The sequence below is a fragment of the Terriglobales bacterium genome, from assembly GCA_035624475.1.
In the GTDB taxonomy this organism is placed as follows: Bacteria; Acidobacteriota; Terriglobia; order Terriglobales; family Acidobacteriaceae; genus DASPRL01.
Genome location: DASPRL010000251.1, coordinates 1 through 15,884 on the forward strand (window position 1 = coordinate 1; position 15,884 = coordinate 15,884).

Genomic DNA, 15,884 nt, shown 5'->3' on the forward strand with positions numbered 1-15,884 from the left:
CAACGCGGAGCGCCTCTGGGGCCAACCAAACCCCTCCCCGTACGTCAAGGACGCGTTCCACGCCTCGGTCGTGTCCGGTCGCGGCGACGCCGTGAATCCAGCCCGCACGGGAACCAAGGCCGCGGCCCACTACACGCTGGACGTGCCGGCCGGCGGCAGTCAGACGGTACGCCTGCGCCTCTCCAAGGCCTCGGTGGAGAAGGCCTTCAACGCGTTCGACGCCGTCTTCAGCACGCGGATCGGCGACGCCGACGAGTTCTATCGAAGGATTGCGCCGCCGGCGCTCAGCGAGGACCAGCGCCGCCTCCACCGCCAGGCGCTGGCGGGCATGTTGTGGGGCAAGCAGTACTACTACTTCGATCTGGAGCAGTGGCTCAGCGAGCACAAGAGCCATCCACTACTCGAGTCGGCCCGGCCTGGCGTGCGCAACACCGAGTGGTTCCACATGCTGAACGCCGACATCATCTCGATGCCGGACAAGTGGGAATATCCGTGGTACGCCGCGTGGGACCTGGCGTTCCATACCGTGGCCCTCGCCCTCGTGGATTTCGACTTCGCCAAGGACCAGCTCCTGCTGATGCTCCGCAACCTGTACTTCCACCCGAACGGCCAGATTCCGGCCTACGAGTGGAACTTCAGCGACGTCAATCCGCCGGTGCATGCCTGGGCCACCCTCTATCTGTACAAGATGGAGCGGACGCTCGGTCGCGCCGACCTGCGCTTCCTGGAGCGCTCCTTCCAGGGCCTGATGCTGAACTTCAACTGGTGGGTCAACCGCAAAGACCCCGAAGGCAGGAACGTCTTCGCTGGGGGCTTCCTCGGGCTGGACAACATCGGCATCTTCGACCGCAGCGCCCAGCTCCCCACCGGCGGGCACCTCGACCAGGCCGACGGCACGGCGTGGATGGCCTTCTACTGCCAGAACATGCTGGAGATCGCGCTGATCCTCACGGAACACGATCCCATGTACCAGGAGATCGCCTTCCGCTTCATGGAGCATTTTCTCTGGATCACCTACGCCATGGACCGGATCGGGGAGAACCACGACGAGATGTGGGACACCAAGGAAGGATTCTTCTACGACCTCCTGCACTTCCCCGACGGCAACGCCATGCGCCTGAAGGTGCGCTCCCTGGTGGGGCTGCTGCCGCTGTGCGCCTCCACCGTCTTCGAGCGCTCGATCGTGCAGCACAATCCCAGGATCGCGGAACTCGTCGAGGTCTTCCGGAAACGCTATCCGGAACTGCTGTCGCATATCGCCCCGGCCGACGGCAGCTTTGTGGGCTACAAGAACCGCCGGCTGGCCTCGGTCTGCAACCGAGAGAAGATCGAGAAGATCCTGCGCTACATGCTGGATGAGAGCGAGTTCCTGGGCCCGCACGGCATCCGCTCGCTCTCCCGCTACCACCTGCAGCATCCCTTCGTCTTCCAGGTCGAGGGGCAGGAATACAAGGTGCAGTACCTGCCAGGGGAGTCCAACACGGGGATGTTCGGCGGCAACTCCAACTGGCGCGGGCCGGTGTGGATGCCGGTGAACGCCCTGCTGCTGCGCGCCCTGATCAACCTCTACCAGTTCTACGGCAACGACTTCAAGGTGGAATGCCCGACGGGCTCGGGGCGCTTCTTGACCCTGTTCGAGGTGGCCCAGGAGATCGCGCGCCGGCTGGCGAGCACCTTCCTGCGCGGAGCCGACGGCCGGCGGCCGGTCTACGGCAGAAGCAAGAGGTTCCAGGAGGACCCAAACTGGAACGACTACATCCTGTTCTATGAGTACTTCCACGGCGACACCGGCGAAGGAGTCGGGGCCAGCCACCAGACCGGATGGACGGGACTCATCGCGCGGGTGCTGGACCTGTTCGCGCGCCTGCAGCCGGCCGACGCTCTGGAGGTTTCCAAAGACGACCTCGCCGCGCACATGACCCGCGAGCAGGTGACGGGATAGCCCACGCGAGTACTCGACCGGTCCGAGCCGCCTCCCGGGCGGCGCGCCCCCACTAGGATTTTTGCCAGTTGGCCGGTATGCCTTCCCACTCCTAACCTGCAAGTGTGAGCGCCGGCCCTTGCGGGCAGCAGGCATTGGTGTGGGTCGCAGCGTCCGGCGGAGGACACCCCATGAACACGAAAAACACGGCCAACAAGCAGGGCACGGCGAGCAAGCCGAAGGTGACGGCGTTTCCCCAGCCGCCGGAATCCGAGCGCCTGGCACGGCTTCTCCGGCAGTACGGCTGCGGCCCGGTGCAGTTCTCGGGCGAGGCCAACGCCCTCTACGAGCGCCACCTGCTCTTCGACAACGTGGTGGACGTGAAGGCGGCGGGCGCGCGCGAGCGCTACGAGGCCTGCGCCCGCTCCCTGCGCGACCTCCTCTCGCAGCGCTGGCTGCTCACCGAGAGCACCTACCGGCAGAAGAACGCCAAGCGGGTCTACTACCTTTCCATGGAGTTCCTCCTCGGGCGCTCGCTGGCCAACAACCTCACCAACCTGCTGCTCGATCCCATCGTCAAGCAGGCCATCAGGCAGAAGAACCTGGACTGGCTGGAGGTGGTCGAGCAGGAGCCCGAAGCCGGCCTGGGCAACGGCGGCCTGGGGCGCCTGGCCGCCTGCTTCCTCGACTCCATGGCCACGCTCGCCATCCCCGCCATGGGCTACGGCCTGCGCTATGAGTACGGCATCTTCCATCAGGCCATCCAGGACGGATGGCAGCAGGAGCGGCCGGACCACTGGCTCCTCCATCCCGATCCCTGGGAGGTGAGGCGCCTGGACGAGCAGGTGGAGATCAAACTGAACTGCTCCTTCGAATTGCACGGCGGAAGCCTGCGCGTGGTCTCGGCGCGCCCTTCGAGCGTGCTCGGCATCCCCTTCGACCGCCCGGTGGTGGGCTACGGCGGCAAGACCATCAACACGCTGCGGCTGTGGGCGGCGGCGGCCCCCGACTTCTTCGACTTCCAGGAGTTCTCGAGCGGCGACTTCGTGGCTGCCATGACCGAGAGCCTGGCCGCCGACTCCGTCACCCGCGTGCTCTATCCCGACGACTCCACCAGCATGGGGCAGGGCCTGCGCTTCCTGCAGGAGTACTTCCTGGTCGCCTGCTCGCTGGCCGACCTGGTGCGCCGTTTCCGCCGCGCCGGCAACGATTGGGAGGCGCTGCCGGAGAAGGTGGCCATCCAGCTCAACGACACCCATCCCACCCTGGCCGTGCCCGAATTGATGCGCCTCCTGCTGGACGAGGCGCAACTGGGCTGGGAGCAGGCCTGGGAGCTCACCCGCAGGACCCTGGCCTACACCAACCACACTCTGCTGCCCGAGGCCCTGGAGAAGTGGCCCCTGGCCTGGTTCGAGCTGATGCTGCCGCGCCACCTGGAGATCATCTTCGAGATCAACCGGCGGCTGCTCGATGAGGTCCGGCAGCGCTTTCCCGGCGACGACGAGAAGGTGTCGCGCGTGAGCCTGGTCGAGGAGAGCGCGCCGCGCAAGGTGCGCATGGCCAACCTGGCCATCGTGGGATCGCACAGCACCAACGGCGTGGCCGAGATCCACTCTCACCTGCTGCGCTCCATGACCGTCCACGACCTGGCCGAGATGTACCCGGAGCGCTTCAACAACAAGACCAACGGGGTGACCCCGCGGCGCTGGCTGCTGCTGGCCAATCCGGCGCTCTCCCGCGTCATCACCGACGGCATCGGCGAGGGCTGGATCCGCGACCTGGCGCAGCTCGCCCGCCTCAAGCCCCTGGCCGAGGACAAGGTCTTCCGCGCCGCCTTCCTCAAGGCCAAGCACGACGCCAAGCGGCAGTTCGCCGCCTGGCTGCAAGCCACCTCCGGCCTTGCCGTGGATCCCGACAGCATCTTCGACTGCCAGATCAAGCGCATCCACGAGTACAAGCGGCAACTGCTGAACGCGCTGCGCATCGTGGTGTGGTACAACCGGCTGCGGCAGGACCCCAGCCTCGCGGTCGAGCCGCGCACCTTCTTCTTCGCCGGCAAGGCCGCGCCCGCCTATCGCCTGGCCAAGCTCATCATCAAGCTCATCCACAACCTGGCCGGGACCCTCGAGAGCGACCCCGCCACCCGCGGCCGCCTGCAGGTCCTGTTCCTGCCCGACTACTGCGTCTCCCTGGCGGAGCGGCTGATCCCCGCCAGCGACGTCTCCAACCAGATCTCCACCGCCGGCTACGAGGCCAGCGGCACCAGCAACATGAAGTTCATGATGAACGGGGCGCTGACCCTGGGCACCCGCGACGGCGCCACCATCGAGATGGCCGAGGAAGCCGGTGAAGAGAACCTCTTTCTCTTCGGCCTCACCGCCGAGCAGGTAGCGGGCAGCCGCGCCTGGTACAGCCCGCGCTGGCACTACGAGCGCGAGCCCGAGACCCGCGCCGCCCTCGACCTGATCTTCTCCGACCACTTCAACCGCAACGAACCCGGGGTCTTCGAGCCTTTGCGCCCCGTCCTGCTGGAGCAGGATTTCTACATGCACCTCGCCGACCTCGCCTTCTACCTGGAAGCCGACCAGCGGCTGTGCGAGCTGTACGCCGATCCCGACGCCTGGGCGCGCACCGCCATCCTGAACGTGGCCGCCTCCGGCAAGTTCTCCAGCGACCGCACCATCGCCGAGTACGCCACCGAGATCTGGAAGGTCAAGCCATGCCCGGTGCCCTAGAAACGCCTTCGGCCGTGGCGGAGCGGCGGCAGCCGGCGACGCCTCCGCCGGGCGGGGCGCAGCCGCTCGGCCGCAGCTCCCCGCTGGGCGCCACCGTCGGCGAAGGCGGCGTCAACTTCAGCGTCTTCTCGCGCCATGCCGCCGCCGTGGAGCTGCTGCTCTTCGACCAGGAGGACGACGCCCGCCCCGCGCGCGTGCTCTCCATCGATCCCGCGGCCCAGCGCGCCTACCACTACTGGCACCTATTCGTGCCCGGGCTGGAGCCGGGACAGCTCTACGGCTATCGCGCGAGCGGGCCCTTCGATCCGGCGCGGGGGCTGCGCTTCGATCCCTCCAAGGTGCTGCTCGATCCTTATGGCCGCGGCGTGGCCGTGCCGCGCGGCTACAGCCGCGAAGCTCGCTGGGGCGCCGACGACGCTGCCACGGCCATGAAGAGCGTGGTGGTGGATCCCGGAGCCTACGACTGGGAGGGCGACGCGCCCCTGCGGCGGCCGGCGACCCGCACCATCGTCTACGAGATGCACGTGCGCGGCTTCACCCGGAATCCCAACTCCGGGGTCGCGGAAAGGAGGCGCGGCACCTTCGCCGGCCTGATCGAGAAGATCCCCTACCTGCAGCAACTGGGCATCACCGCGGTGGAGCTGCTGCCCGTCTTCCAGTTCGACGCCCAGGACTGTCCGCCCGGCTCGGTCAATTATTGGGGCTACGCGCCCGCCTCCTTCTTCGCGCCCCACCAGGCCTACAGCTCGCGCCCGGAGCGGCTCGGCCCCAACGACGAGTTCCGCGACCTGGTGAAGGCGCTGCACCGCGCCGGCCTCGAAGTCATCCTCGATGTGGTCTTCAACCATACCGCCGAAGGCAATCACGACGGGCCGACCTTCTGCTTCCGCGGGCTGGACAACAGCGCCTACTACATCCTGGAGGCCGACCGGTCGTACTACGCCAACTACACCGGCTGCGGCAACACCCTCAACGCCAACCACCCTATCGTCCGCCGCATGATCGTCGACAGCCTGCGTCGCTGGGTCCAGGAGATGCACGTGGACGGCTTCCGCTTCGACCTGGCCTCCATCCTGGCGCGCGATTCCTCCGGCCAAGTGCTGCCCAACCCGCCGGTGCTGTGGGACATCGAGTCCGATCCCGCGCTGGCCGGCACCAAGTTTATCGCCGAGGCCTGGGACGCCGCCGGCCTCTACCAGGTAGGCAGCTTCGTCGGTGATGCCTGGCGCGAGTGGAACGGGCGCTTTCGCGACGACGTGCGCGACTTCGTCCGCGGCCAGGAAGGCACGGTGGGGCGCCTGGCCGACCGCTTCCTGGGCAGCCCCCAGATCTACGGCCACAAGCAGCGCGAAGCCGAGCACAGCGTCAACTTCGTCACCTGCCATGACGGCTTCACCGTCAATGACCTGGTCTCCTACGACCACAAGCACAACCAGGCCAACGGCGAGGACAACCGCGACGGCACCGACGACAATCGCAGTTGGAACTGCGGCGTCGAAGGGCCGGCCGCCGACCCTACAGTGGAACGACTGCGCAATCGCCAGGTGAAGAACCTCCTCGCCCTGACCCTGCTCTCGGTGGGCATGCCCATGATCCAGATGGGCGACGAGGTGCGGCGCACCCAGGGCGGCAACAACAACGCCTACTGCCGCGACGACCAAAGCACCTGGTTCGACTGGTCGCTGCTGGAGAAGCACGCCGACGTGCGCCGCTTCGTGAGCATGCTGATCGAGCGGCGGATGCGGCGCCCCCTGGAGGCCGAACGCCGCCGCCTCAGCCTGAACCAGCTCCTGGGGGAGTCGCGGACGGCCTGGCACGGCACCCGGCTCTGGCAGCCCGACTGGAGTGAGCACTCCCACTCGCTGGTCTTCGGCGTCGAGATCCGGTGGGAGCCCCTGGTCTTCCACCTCATCATGAACGCCTACTGGGAGGCGCTCGACTTCGAGTTGCCGGCGGTCGCGAGCCCGGACCCGAACCCCTGGCGCCGCTGGATCGATACCTCGCTCGACCCGCCCCACGACATCGTTCCCTGGGAGTCCACGCCCACGGTCGTGGGACACTCCTACCGCGCCGCACCCCGTTCCGTGGTCATGTTGCTGGCGCGGCCCGGCGAGTGAGGGCCTACTCCGCAAGCAGCGCGAAGGCGTGCTGCTGCCACGGGACGACATCGAGGTAGAGCCCGCGAGCAGCGAGGTCATTCCCGTCGCGCTCGTAGCGGGCCTCGCTCAGCAGGTCCTGCAGCCGCCAGCGCCGTCCTCCCAACCCGGGGAATGGGAGGCGCACGTAGCCCTGGGTCGGGTGCGCGGCGTAGTTGACCGCGACCAGCAGGCGCTCGCCGCCGGCGTCCTGCCAGGCGAAGGCGATCAGGGCATCGTGCGAGCCGTTGCCTTCCCAGGCCGGCACGCACTCCAGCAGCCGCCACTCCCCTTCCCGCGCCTCCGGCCGCCGCAGCACCGCCAGCAGGTCTTCGTAAAAGCGCCGCAGGACGGGGTCCGCCGGCTCCTCCGGGGCGCGGATGAGGTGCACCGGGATGCGCTTACGCCGGCCTTCGAATTGGCCCTGGTGGAAGAAGCGGAGGCCGGGCGTCAGGAAGGTGATGGTGGCGGCGGCCTCGTGCATCCCCGCCGGGAACACGGCTGCGGCGCGGGGCTCGTCGTGGTTCTCAAGGAAGCGCGCCAGATGCCGCTGGTAGTCCAGCCCGGCCTGGAGATGCTCGCGCACCGGCCGCGCCTGGCCCGTCCGCAGCCGGTCGTAGAGCCGCTTGTCGTAGGCGAAATCGAAGCCCTGCTCGAGCAGCGTCCATTCCAGGTCCCAGTAGACCTCTGCCAGGAAACAGAACTCCGGAAACTGCGCGCGCACACGCTGGATGGCGCGCGGCCAGAAGGGTTCCGCCCGCCGGCCCCAGGTGCGCTCGAAGACCTCGGGTAGCAGCAGCATGGCCATGTCGCAGCGCACCCCGTCGCACTGCCCCGCCACCTTCACCAGCTCCGCCAGCATCGCCTCCTGAGTCGCCGGGTTGCTGTAGTCGAGCTGCAGCGAATCCGGCCAGCCGTCGAAGTAGGGATCGCGCCCGTGCGCCAGGATCAGTTCCCCGCGCGGACTCTGGACGCGGACATAGTTCTGCGGTGCACGCGCCAGGTCGGCGGCGCTGCCGGCGACGTAGTACTCGGGATGGGCCTGCACCCAGGGATGGTCCAGCCCGGTGTGGTTGGGGACGAAGTCGAGCATCAGCCGCAGGCCGCGCCGGCGCAGGCGCTGGCGCAGGCGGGCGAGAGCGGGGTCGCCGCCCAAGCCGGGCGGCACGCTGTAGCCGGTGATGGCGAAGCCCGAGCCGGCGATGTCCTCGTCGCGGAGGTCGGGCAGGACTTCCTGGAATTCCTTGCGCCAGTCCGGGCGGCTGCGCGAGACCTGCCCTCCCGCCGGGCCGGTCTGCCAGACGCTCAGGAACCACAGCCAGTCGAAGCCCATCTGAGCGAAGCGGTCGAGCTCAGTCTCTGGGATGTCGTCGAGGGTAGCGGGGCGGCCCCGGCCGCGGCCCAATTCCGTCAGCCAGACGCGCGTGTTGATCTGGTAAAGCGCGGGATTGGTCGCTGCCGCCATCTCGCCTCCGCGGTCAAGCTCTGCTCCCGCCTAGAGGCTAGCCGGAGCCCTCCCCGGATTGCAATCCTGGGCCCGAGCGACCGCCCTGATCGCTGGGTTCCGATGCTATAATGCGGGCACTTTATTAGCCTGGCTCCTTCGTGGCGGGAGAACCATGCCTAGCAATGCAACGCGCGATTCCAGACCCATCCCGCACGTATCCCCCGCCCGCTTCGTTCGCTCCCGTTCCGTAGTAGCCCGCGGGATCGGCGGTGAGCTGCTGATCGTGCCGGTGCGGCGCGGCGTGGGCGATCTCACCAGCCTCTACAGCCTGAATGGCAGCGGCGCCACGCTCTGGGAAGCCCTGGCTGCGGAACAGACCGCCGCCGATCTGGCCGGCGTCCTGGAACAGGCCTATGACCTGGCGGGACGCGATGTGGTTGCCGACGTGGAGCGCTTCCTGCGCGAGATGAGCCAACTGGGCCTGGTGCAATGCGCCCCAGCGCCCGCCGATCCAAGACCCTCTCCCCGCGAACCCGCGGAGGGGAAGGGATGATCTCGAAGTCGTACGGCGAATTCAGCCGTTCCATCCACCAACGTTTTGCCGGCCGCCGCGAGGCCTTGGAAGTCTCCATCGAGGTCACGCGCCGCTGTCCGCTCGGGTGCCTCCACTGCTACAACAATCTGCCCATGGCGGACCGCGCCGCCCGCGAGCGCGAACTCACCACCGCCGAGCACTTCCGCCTGCTGGATGAGTGCTCCGATCTTGGGTGCCTCTGGCTGCTCTACACCGGCGGAGAGATCTTCGCGCGCCACGACTTTCTCGAGATCTACACCTACGCCAAGCAGAAAGGCTTCCTGATCACGCTGTTCACCAACGGCACGCTCATCCACGAGAGGATCGCCGACCACCTCGCGGAATGGCCCCCCTTCGTGGTGGAGATCACCCTCTACGGGCGGACGCGGGAGACCTACGAGGCCATGACCGGGGTGGCGGGCTCGCACGCGCACTGCCTCCGCGGCATCCAGTTGCTGCGCGAGCGCGGCGTTCCCCTGAAGCTGAAGACCGTCTCCACCCGCATCAACCGCCACGAGATCTCGGCCATGCGGCGCTTCGCCGAGGAGGAGCTGGGGGTGGAGTTCAAGTTCGATTCTCTGGTGAATCCGCGCATCGATTGCTCCCAGAACCCGCTGGCCATCCGCCTGCAGCCGGAAGAGGTGGTGGCGCTCGATTTCGCCTGGCCGAACATGGTGCGCGAGTACCGCGTCATGGCGGAGCGGGAGATGGCCCAGCCGGTGGCCGAGGAGGCCGAGCCCGGGGTCTACGTCTGCGGCGGCGGCATGAGCTCGTTCGCCGTCAACCCCTACGGCCAGATGTCGGTCTGCCTGCTCTCGCAGCAGGAGACGCGCGACTTCCGCCCTGAGGGTGTGAAGGCGGTCTGGGAAGGGTTTCTGGCCAAGGTGCGCGAGAAGAAGCGGACGCGGCCGAGCAAGTGCGTCCGCTGCCGCCTGCAGTCGCTGTGCGGGATGTGCCCCGCCAACGGCGAACTGGAGAACGGCGATCCCGAGACGCCGGTCACCTTCCTCTGCCAGGTGGCCCACTTGCGCGCCCGGGCGCTGGGACTCGAGGTCCCCGAGCACGGCGCCTGCGAGTGCTGTCCCGGCGGGGAACACCATGCTGCGCTGTGCGCTTCCGCCGAGCGCATTCGCGTGGGCGAGGTCGACGTCGAAGGCTGGGCGCCGCCTCCTCCTGTGCTGCCTGTGCTCAACAACTCTCCCGTGACCGCCGGCGGCTGCGGCTGTGGCGCGCACGCGCACGACTGAAAGGTAGAACGCCGATGCCAGGACGCACGACGGAACCCGAGGAGACAACAGGGCATCCCAGGAAGACCTATGAGCCGCCCACGGTGACGGCGATATCCTTGCGTCCGGAAGAGGCGGTGCTGGGCAATTGCAAGACCTCGACGACCTCGGGGCCGGCGGCCAGCAGTTGCTTTTCGCTCTTGTGCAAGACCATCGGGTCGTAGGTCCGGGAGCATGTGGTGATCCTGCAGGCAACGAGCCAGAGTGAAGCGCCGACAACGGCGAGCCGCCCCGAGGCATGGCGCTCCAGCTTCGCGGTGGCCGGCCTCTCCCTCGGCCTGAGCGCGGCGGAGTCCCGCCTGGCCCGCCTGGCGCCGGCGCTGGAGCCCTTTGCGGTGGACCGGCCGCAGTGCGAACTCGAGATCCAGGCCGGCTGGGTGGAGCGCCTCGCTCCCGCGGCGGGCCCGCCCCTGTTCGATTCCGGCGCCGTGTGGACCGCCCGCGAGACCCAGGAAGGCCTGGCCTTCGATCTCGCCTCGCCCGCGCTCGACCCGCTGCCGTACAAGCGGCTCCTGGTGGATCGCGGCTTCTCCCGCGCCCAGCTCCTGCTCAGCCGCGCGGTCCTGGCGCGGACGGCGGACTGGTTCCCGCTGGAGTATCCCCTGGACGAGCTGCTGGTGACCCATCTCCTGAGCGGCGCCGCCGGGGTCGAGATCCACGGCTGCGGGTTGGTGGACTCCGGGTCAGGGGCCCATCTGTTCGTCGGACACTCGGGAGCGGGCAAGACCACCACGGCGCGGCTGTGGGCCGGCAGGAGCGGCGTCGAGGTGCTCAGCGACGACCGCGTCATCCTGCGCGTCCTGCCGGAGGGCATCCGCATGTTCGGTACGCCCTGGCATGGCGAGGGATGCTATGCCGCCCCCGGCTCCGCCCGCCTGCACCGCATCTTCATCCTGGAACACGGCCGGGAGAACGAGATCACGCTGCTGCCGCCGGGCGCGGCCGCGGCCGAGCTGTTTGCGCGCCTGTTTGTCCCCTTCTACAGCCCGCCGCGGCTGGAAGCAGCCCTGGCGGTGGTGGCGCGCATCGCCGACCTCCTCCCCTGTTACCGCTTCCGCTTCCGTGCCGAGGCGAGCGCGGTGGAGAGAGTGAAGACCTTTCATGACTGAAGACCGGGTGCACACGGCGGTGTTCGAAGAGATGATCCGTGAGTTGGCGGCTCGCGGAGTGCCGTTCCGATTCCGGGCCCGCGGGCAGAGCATGGCGCCCGCCATCCTCGACGGCGAGATCCTGGAGGTGTGCCCGGTCGCGTCGGCCGAACTCCGGCGCGGCGACATCGTCCTGTTCCGCGAGGGCACTCGCTTCAAAGCGCACCGCCTGCTGCGTGCCGACCACGCCGCCGGGAACTTCCTCACCCGCGGAGACTCCAGCCAGGAAGCGGATGCGCCGGTCCAGGCGCACCAGATCGTAGGCAAGGTGGTGACGACGCTGCGGGGCGGGCGCCGGGGCGGTAACCTGGGCCCGCTGGCCTGGCGCCTGCGCTCGGCCTGGCGGCAGTTCCGCCGCTTGCCTCTCTCCTGGGTGGCCGCCGTTCTGTTGCTGCTCCTCGCCTTGGCGGTCCCGCGGACGGCGCGGGCGCAGGTGGCGGTCGATAGCACCACCTCGGGGAGCGCCGCCCTGACCAACGGCGCCCCGTCGCTCACCTTCAACCACACCACCGCGGGCGCGAACCGGCTGCTCGTCGTCGCCGTCTCCATGAATATCTCCGGCAACGCGGGCGCCACCGTGAGCGGTGTCACCTATAACGGAGCGGCCTTGAGTTTTGCCGGCGCCCACACCTTCAACAACCAGCGGGTCGAGATGTGGCGCCGGATCGCCCCGGCCACCGGCACCAACGCGACCGTGGTCACCGTCAATTTCCCCGGCGGTACCGGGACGGTGCGGGTCGTCGCGGGCGCGATCACCTTCACCGGCACAGACCAGGCCGCCCCGCTCGGGCCCTTCCAGCACAACGAGGGCGCGGCCGGTACCCTCTCTTCCATCGACGTGGCCAGTGCCACCGGCGAGCTGGTGCTCGACGCGGTCGCGGTCCAGGGCAACCGGACGCTGGCCGCGGTGGGCGAGACCCAGCAATGGAACGCCCGCTCCGGCGCCAACGCCACCGATGCCCGCGGCCAGGGCAACACCAATCCCGGCGCTCCCAGCGTACCCATGGGCGAGACCATCGGCGGCGGCACCTCCGACTGGCAGGTGGGTGCAGTCTCCATCCGTCCCCCGGCGCTGCCCGACCTGGCGGTGGGCCTGTCCACGGCCGGCGCAGTCTTCCTGGGACAGAACCTCACCTATACGGCGACCGTCACCAACAACGGCCTGGCGACGGCCACCAACGTGGTGCTCACGCTGCCCTCGGCCGGATCGCTGCCGGCAGGCCTGGCGATCGTGTCCGCGACCTTCGGGGCCTCCAATTGCACCGTCACCACCAACATCGTCTGCAACCTGGGAGCGCTGGCGACCGGGGCCTCCACCACCGTGACCATCGTGGCCAGCGCCGCCGCCATCGGCGTGTACCCGCTCTCGGGCACGGCCACCGAGACGGAAACCGACTTCAATCCGGCCAACAACACCGCCTCCGCCAGCGGCATCGTGCAGGCGAGCCTCTGCGGGAGGGCGGGCAAAGACGGCAACGGCGGCACCCTGGCCGGGATCGTGAACACCTACTACGCCGGCACCGCCAGCGTGGCCGCGGGCGCGACCTCCATCCCGGTAGGGCTGCAGACCGGCGCCGCCACCCCCATCGGCGCGGGAGACCTGCTGCTGGTCATCCAGATGCAGGACGCCGCCATCAACTCCAGCAACACCACGAGCTACGGCGACGGCAGCACCGGCTCCGGCGCCACCAGCCTGAACAACAGCGGCGGCTTCGAGTATGTGCTGGCCACGGGCCCGGTCTCGGCGGGCTCAGTGCCGATCCGCGGCGGCGGGTCTGGAGGCGGTCTGCTCTTCGGCTACACCTTCACCGCCGCTGCCACCAATGTCGCGCCCCACACCTACCAGGTGGTGCGCGTGCCCCAGTACCTGACCGCCACCCTGGGTTCCAGCCTGACGGCGTTGCCCTGGAACGGCCGCACCGGCGGCATCCTCGCCTTCGACGTGGCGGGCACCCTGAATCTGGGGAGCGCCACGGTTCGAGTCGATGGCCTGGGCTTCCGAGGGGCTGGCGGCCTGCAATTGAATGGCGGAGCCGGCGCCAACACCGACTACGTCCAGCCCGCGGTCGCCACCTACACCGGCGTGGTCGAGGGTGGGGCGCAAGGCTGCAAGGGCGAGGGCATCGCCGGGACTCCCTTGTGGGTGGCGGTGGGCGGCAGCTTCCAGCAGACTGTCGCCGATAGCTATCCCAGCGCCGGCGGCGGCGGCAGCACGGCCCGCGGTGCGCCGGGGAATGCGGGCGGCGGCGGCACCGACGGAAACCCCGCGGCCAATGATCAGAACTCCGGCGGCGGCGGGGGCGGCAACGGCGGCGCCGGCGGCCTGGGCGGCAATTCCTGGAATTCCAACCTGCCGGTAGGCGGCCTGGGCGGGGCCGCGTTCCCGGCCAGCGTCAGCCGGCTGGCGCTGGGAGGCGGGGGCGGCGCCGGCACCCGCAACAACTCCCCCGGCGACGACCAGGCCAGCGGCGGCGCCCCGGGCGGAGGCATGGTCCTGATCCGCGCCGCCAGCCTGAGCGGCAATGGCACCATCACCGCCAATGGGCTGGCCGCCTACAACAACACCGCCAACGACGGCGGCGGCGGCGGCGGGGCGGGCGGCAGCGTCATGGTGCTGGCGGGAGGCGGAACCGGCGGCCTGACCGTGCAGGCGCACGGCGGACGTGGCGGCGATGCCTGGAATACCCAAGCCTTTGCCCTCAATCAGCGCCACGGCCCGGGCGGCGGCGGCGGCGGCGGGGTCATCGTCCTTTCCGGCGCGGCCGCCGCCACCGATGTGAGTGGCGGCGCCAACGGCAGCACGCTGACGGGCGGACCCACGCCCTACGGCTCCACCGCCGGCAATCCCGGGGTAGTGCTCACCACGGCGGCCCTGACCCAGGTGGCGGGAGTCATGTTGTGTCCTCCGGCCGCCGACCTGGCCGTCACCAACTCCGCCGCTCCCAGCCCGGTGACCTCGGGCTCGAACCTCACTTACACGCAGACCATCACCAACAACGGCCCCAACGACGCCACGGGCGTGACCCTGGTGGAGGCCCTGCCTGCCAACACCACCTTCGTCTCGTTCACCGCGCCCGCCGGCTGGAGCTGCGCGCTGCCCGCGGTCGGCGCGTCCAGCGGCACCATCACCTGCAGCAGCGCCGATCTGCTGCCGCTGGCCTCCGCCGGCTTCAGTCTGGTGGTCACCGTGACCGGGGGCTCGGTGATCACCGATACGGTCTCCGCGGTCTCGTCGGTCTTCGACAACAACACGGCGAACAACAGCGCCACCGTGTCGACCGGGGTGCAGGGCGCCTCCGGCGCGGACGTGTTCATGAGCAACGCCGTCGCTCCCAACCCCGTGGCCGCCGGCGGCAATCTCACCTATACCCAGGGCATCTTCAACAGCGGCCCGGCTGCGGCCACGCCGCCCGGCGGCGGCTCCATCACCGTGAGCCAGACGACCCCGCTCAACACCACCTTCCAGTCCATGACTCCGAGCGGGCTGTGGAGTTGCGCCACGCCGCCCGTGGGCGGCACCGGCGCCATCACCTGTTCCTATCCGCTGAACACGGCGTATCCGGCCAGCGCCTCCGACCTGTTTGTGCTCGTGCTGAAGGTGAACCCGGGCACGGCCAGCGGCACCACCATCAGCGATACGGTGACCGCCGGCAACATCACCAACGATCCCATCCTGGCCAACAACGCCGCCACCGCGACCACGATCGTCTCGGCCGCCGGCCAGGCCGATCTCGCCCTGGCGACCGTGCCTTCGCCCAACCCGGTCATGGCGGGCAACAACATCACGTATTCCCAGACGATCACCAACAACGGCCCGGCGACCGCCGCCAACCTCAGCTTCACGCAGGCGACCCCCGCCAACACCACCTTCCAGTCCGTCTCGCCCCCGGTGGGGTGGTCCTGCACGACTCCGCCGGTGGGCGGCACCGGCACCATCACCTGCACCGCCCCCACCCTGGCGGCGGGCGCGACCGTCAACCTGCTGGTCAGCGTGAATGTGGCCTCCTCCGTCGCCGATGGCTCCACCATCACGGCCAGCAGTTCGGTGAGCTCAACGACCTCCGACCCCGTCCCTGCCAACAACAGCACCACCAGCAACACGGGGGTGATCGCGCGCGTCAACCTGAGCGTCAGTAACGCCGGGACCCCCAGTCCGGTGGCGCTCGGCGGTACGCTCACCTACGCCCAGGTGGTGAGCAACAGCGGTCCCAGTGATGCGGTGAGCGCCACCTTTGCCGAGACGCTGCCCGCCAACGTGGGCTTCCAATCCATCGTCATCCCGGCGGGCTGGTCCTGCCCCACGCTGCCGGCGGTGGGAGCGAGCGGCCCCATCGCCTGCACCGCCGCCACGGCGCCCGCGGGCTCTGCGGCTGCCTTCAGCGTGAAGGTGACGGTGAACTCGGGCGCGTCGGTCACCGATACCGCCACCGTGGGCTCGGCCAGCTTCGACACTGTTCCCGGAGACAACTCCGCCACCAGCGTGGTGGGAGTCGGGGCGGCGGGCCAGGCGGACTTCTCCGTCACCAACACCGGTCCGGGCAACCCGGTCACCGCCGGCACCAACGTCGTGTACTCGCAGGTGGTCAGCAACAACGGGCCGGCCACCGGCAGCGCCTCCACCACCATCACCGAGACGAT

At 69.1% G+C, this 15,884-nt stretch carries 8 protein-coding genes; 7 read left to right on the forward strand and 1 reads right to left on the reverse strand.

The features are described 5' to 3' along the window. Positions 1-91: 91 nt before the first annotated feature. The 3 genes from VEG08_10235 (at position 92) to glgX (ending at position 6,773) form a co-directional block, all read left to right on the forward strand. Positions 92-1,942, forward strand: coding sequence for a hypothetical protein (locus VEG08_10235; protein ID HXZ28362.1), 1,851 nt, complete (start codon positions 92-94; stop codon positions 1,940-1,942). Between the two features lie 170 nt (positions 1,943-2,112). After that, positions 2,113-4,656 (forward strand): glycogen/starch/alpha-glucan phosphorylase, encoded by a 2,544-nt coding sequence (locus VEG08_10240; GenBank protein ID HXZ28363.1) that lies wholly within the window; start codon positions 2,113-2,115, stop codon positions 4,654-4,656. Further along, positions 4,641-6,773: a glycogen debranching protein GlgX gene (gene glgX / locus VEG08_10245; protein ID HXZ28364.1), complete on the forward strand. Its 2,133-nt coding sequence runs from the start codon at positions 4,641-4,643 to the stop codon at positions 6,771-6,773. Before VEG08_10240 ends, glgX begins: the two co-directional genes overlap by 16 nt. Before the next feature lie 4 nt (positions 6,774-6,777). On the opposite strand, the gene VEG08_10250 is transcribed toward glgX, so the two are convergent. Beyond that, a complete protein-coding gene (locus VEG08_10250) occupies positions 6,778-8,256 on the reverse strand; it encodes an alpha-amylase family glycosyl hydrolase (GenBank protein HXZ28365.1) in 1,479 nt (492 codons plus the stop codon). Between the two features lie 154 nt (positions 8,257-8,410). Here VEG08_10250 and VEG08_10255 point away from each other — a divergent pair, with 154 nt between their 5' ends. From VEG08_10255 to VEG08_10270, 4 genes are all read left to right on the forward strand, one after another. Further along, positions 8,411-8,791: a PqqD family protein gene (locus VEG08_10255; protein HXZ28366.1), complete on the forward strand. Its 381-nt coding sequence runs from the start codon at positions 8,411-8,413 to the stop codon at positions 8,789-8,791. Continuing rightward, positions 8,788-10,059, forward strand: a complete 1,272-nt coding sequence (locus VEG08_10260; protein ID HXZ28367.1) for a radical SAM protein — start codon at positions 8,788-8,790, stop codon at positions 10,057-10,059. The genes VEG08_10255 and VEG08_10260 overlap by 4 nt, the downstream gene beginning before the upstream one ends. 218 nt (positions 10,060-10,277) lie before the next feature. Further along, the gene (locus VEG08_10265; GenBank protein ID HXZ28368.1) at positions 10,278-11,207 is read left to right on the forward strand and encodes a hypothetical protein; all 930 of its coding nucleotides are present in this window, start codon (positions 10,278-10,280) and stop codon (positions 11,205-11,207) included. Continuing rightward, positions 11,200-15,884: hypothetical protein (locus VEG08_10270; GenBank protein ID HXZ28369.1), on the forward strand; the 4,685-nt coding region annotated here is incomplete at its 3' end. The genes VEG08_10265 and VEG08_10270, both read left to right, overlap by 8 nt.

Excerpts from the sequence above, each read along its gene's own strand:
- VEG08_10255 (HXZ28366.1), top strand. The coding sequence starts at position 8,411 with ATGCCTAGCAATGCAACGCGCGATTCCAGACCCATCCCGCACGTATCC.
- VEG08_10260 (HXZ28367.1), top strand. The coding sequence starts at position 8,788 with ATGATCTCGAAGTCGTACGGCGAATTCAGCCGTTCCATCCACCAACGT.
- VEG08_10250 (HXZ28365.1), bottom strand. The coding sequence starts at position 8,256 with ATGGCGGCAGCGACCAATCCCGCGCTTTACCAGATCAACACGCGCGTC.
- VEG08_10240 (HXZ28363.1), top strand. The coding sequence starts at position 2,113 with ATGAACACGAAAAACACGGCCAACAAGCAGGGCACGGCGAGCAAGCCG.
- glgX (HXZ28364.1), top strand. The coding sequence starts at position 4,641 with ATGCCCGGTGCCCTAGAAACGCCTTCGGCCGTGGCGGAGCGGCGGCAG.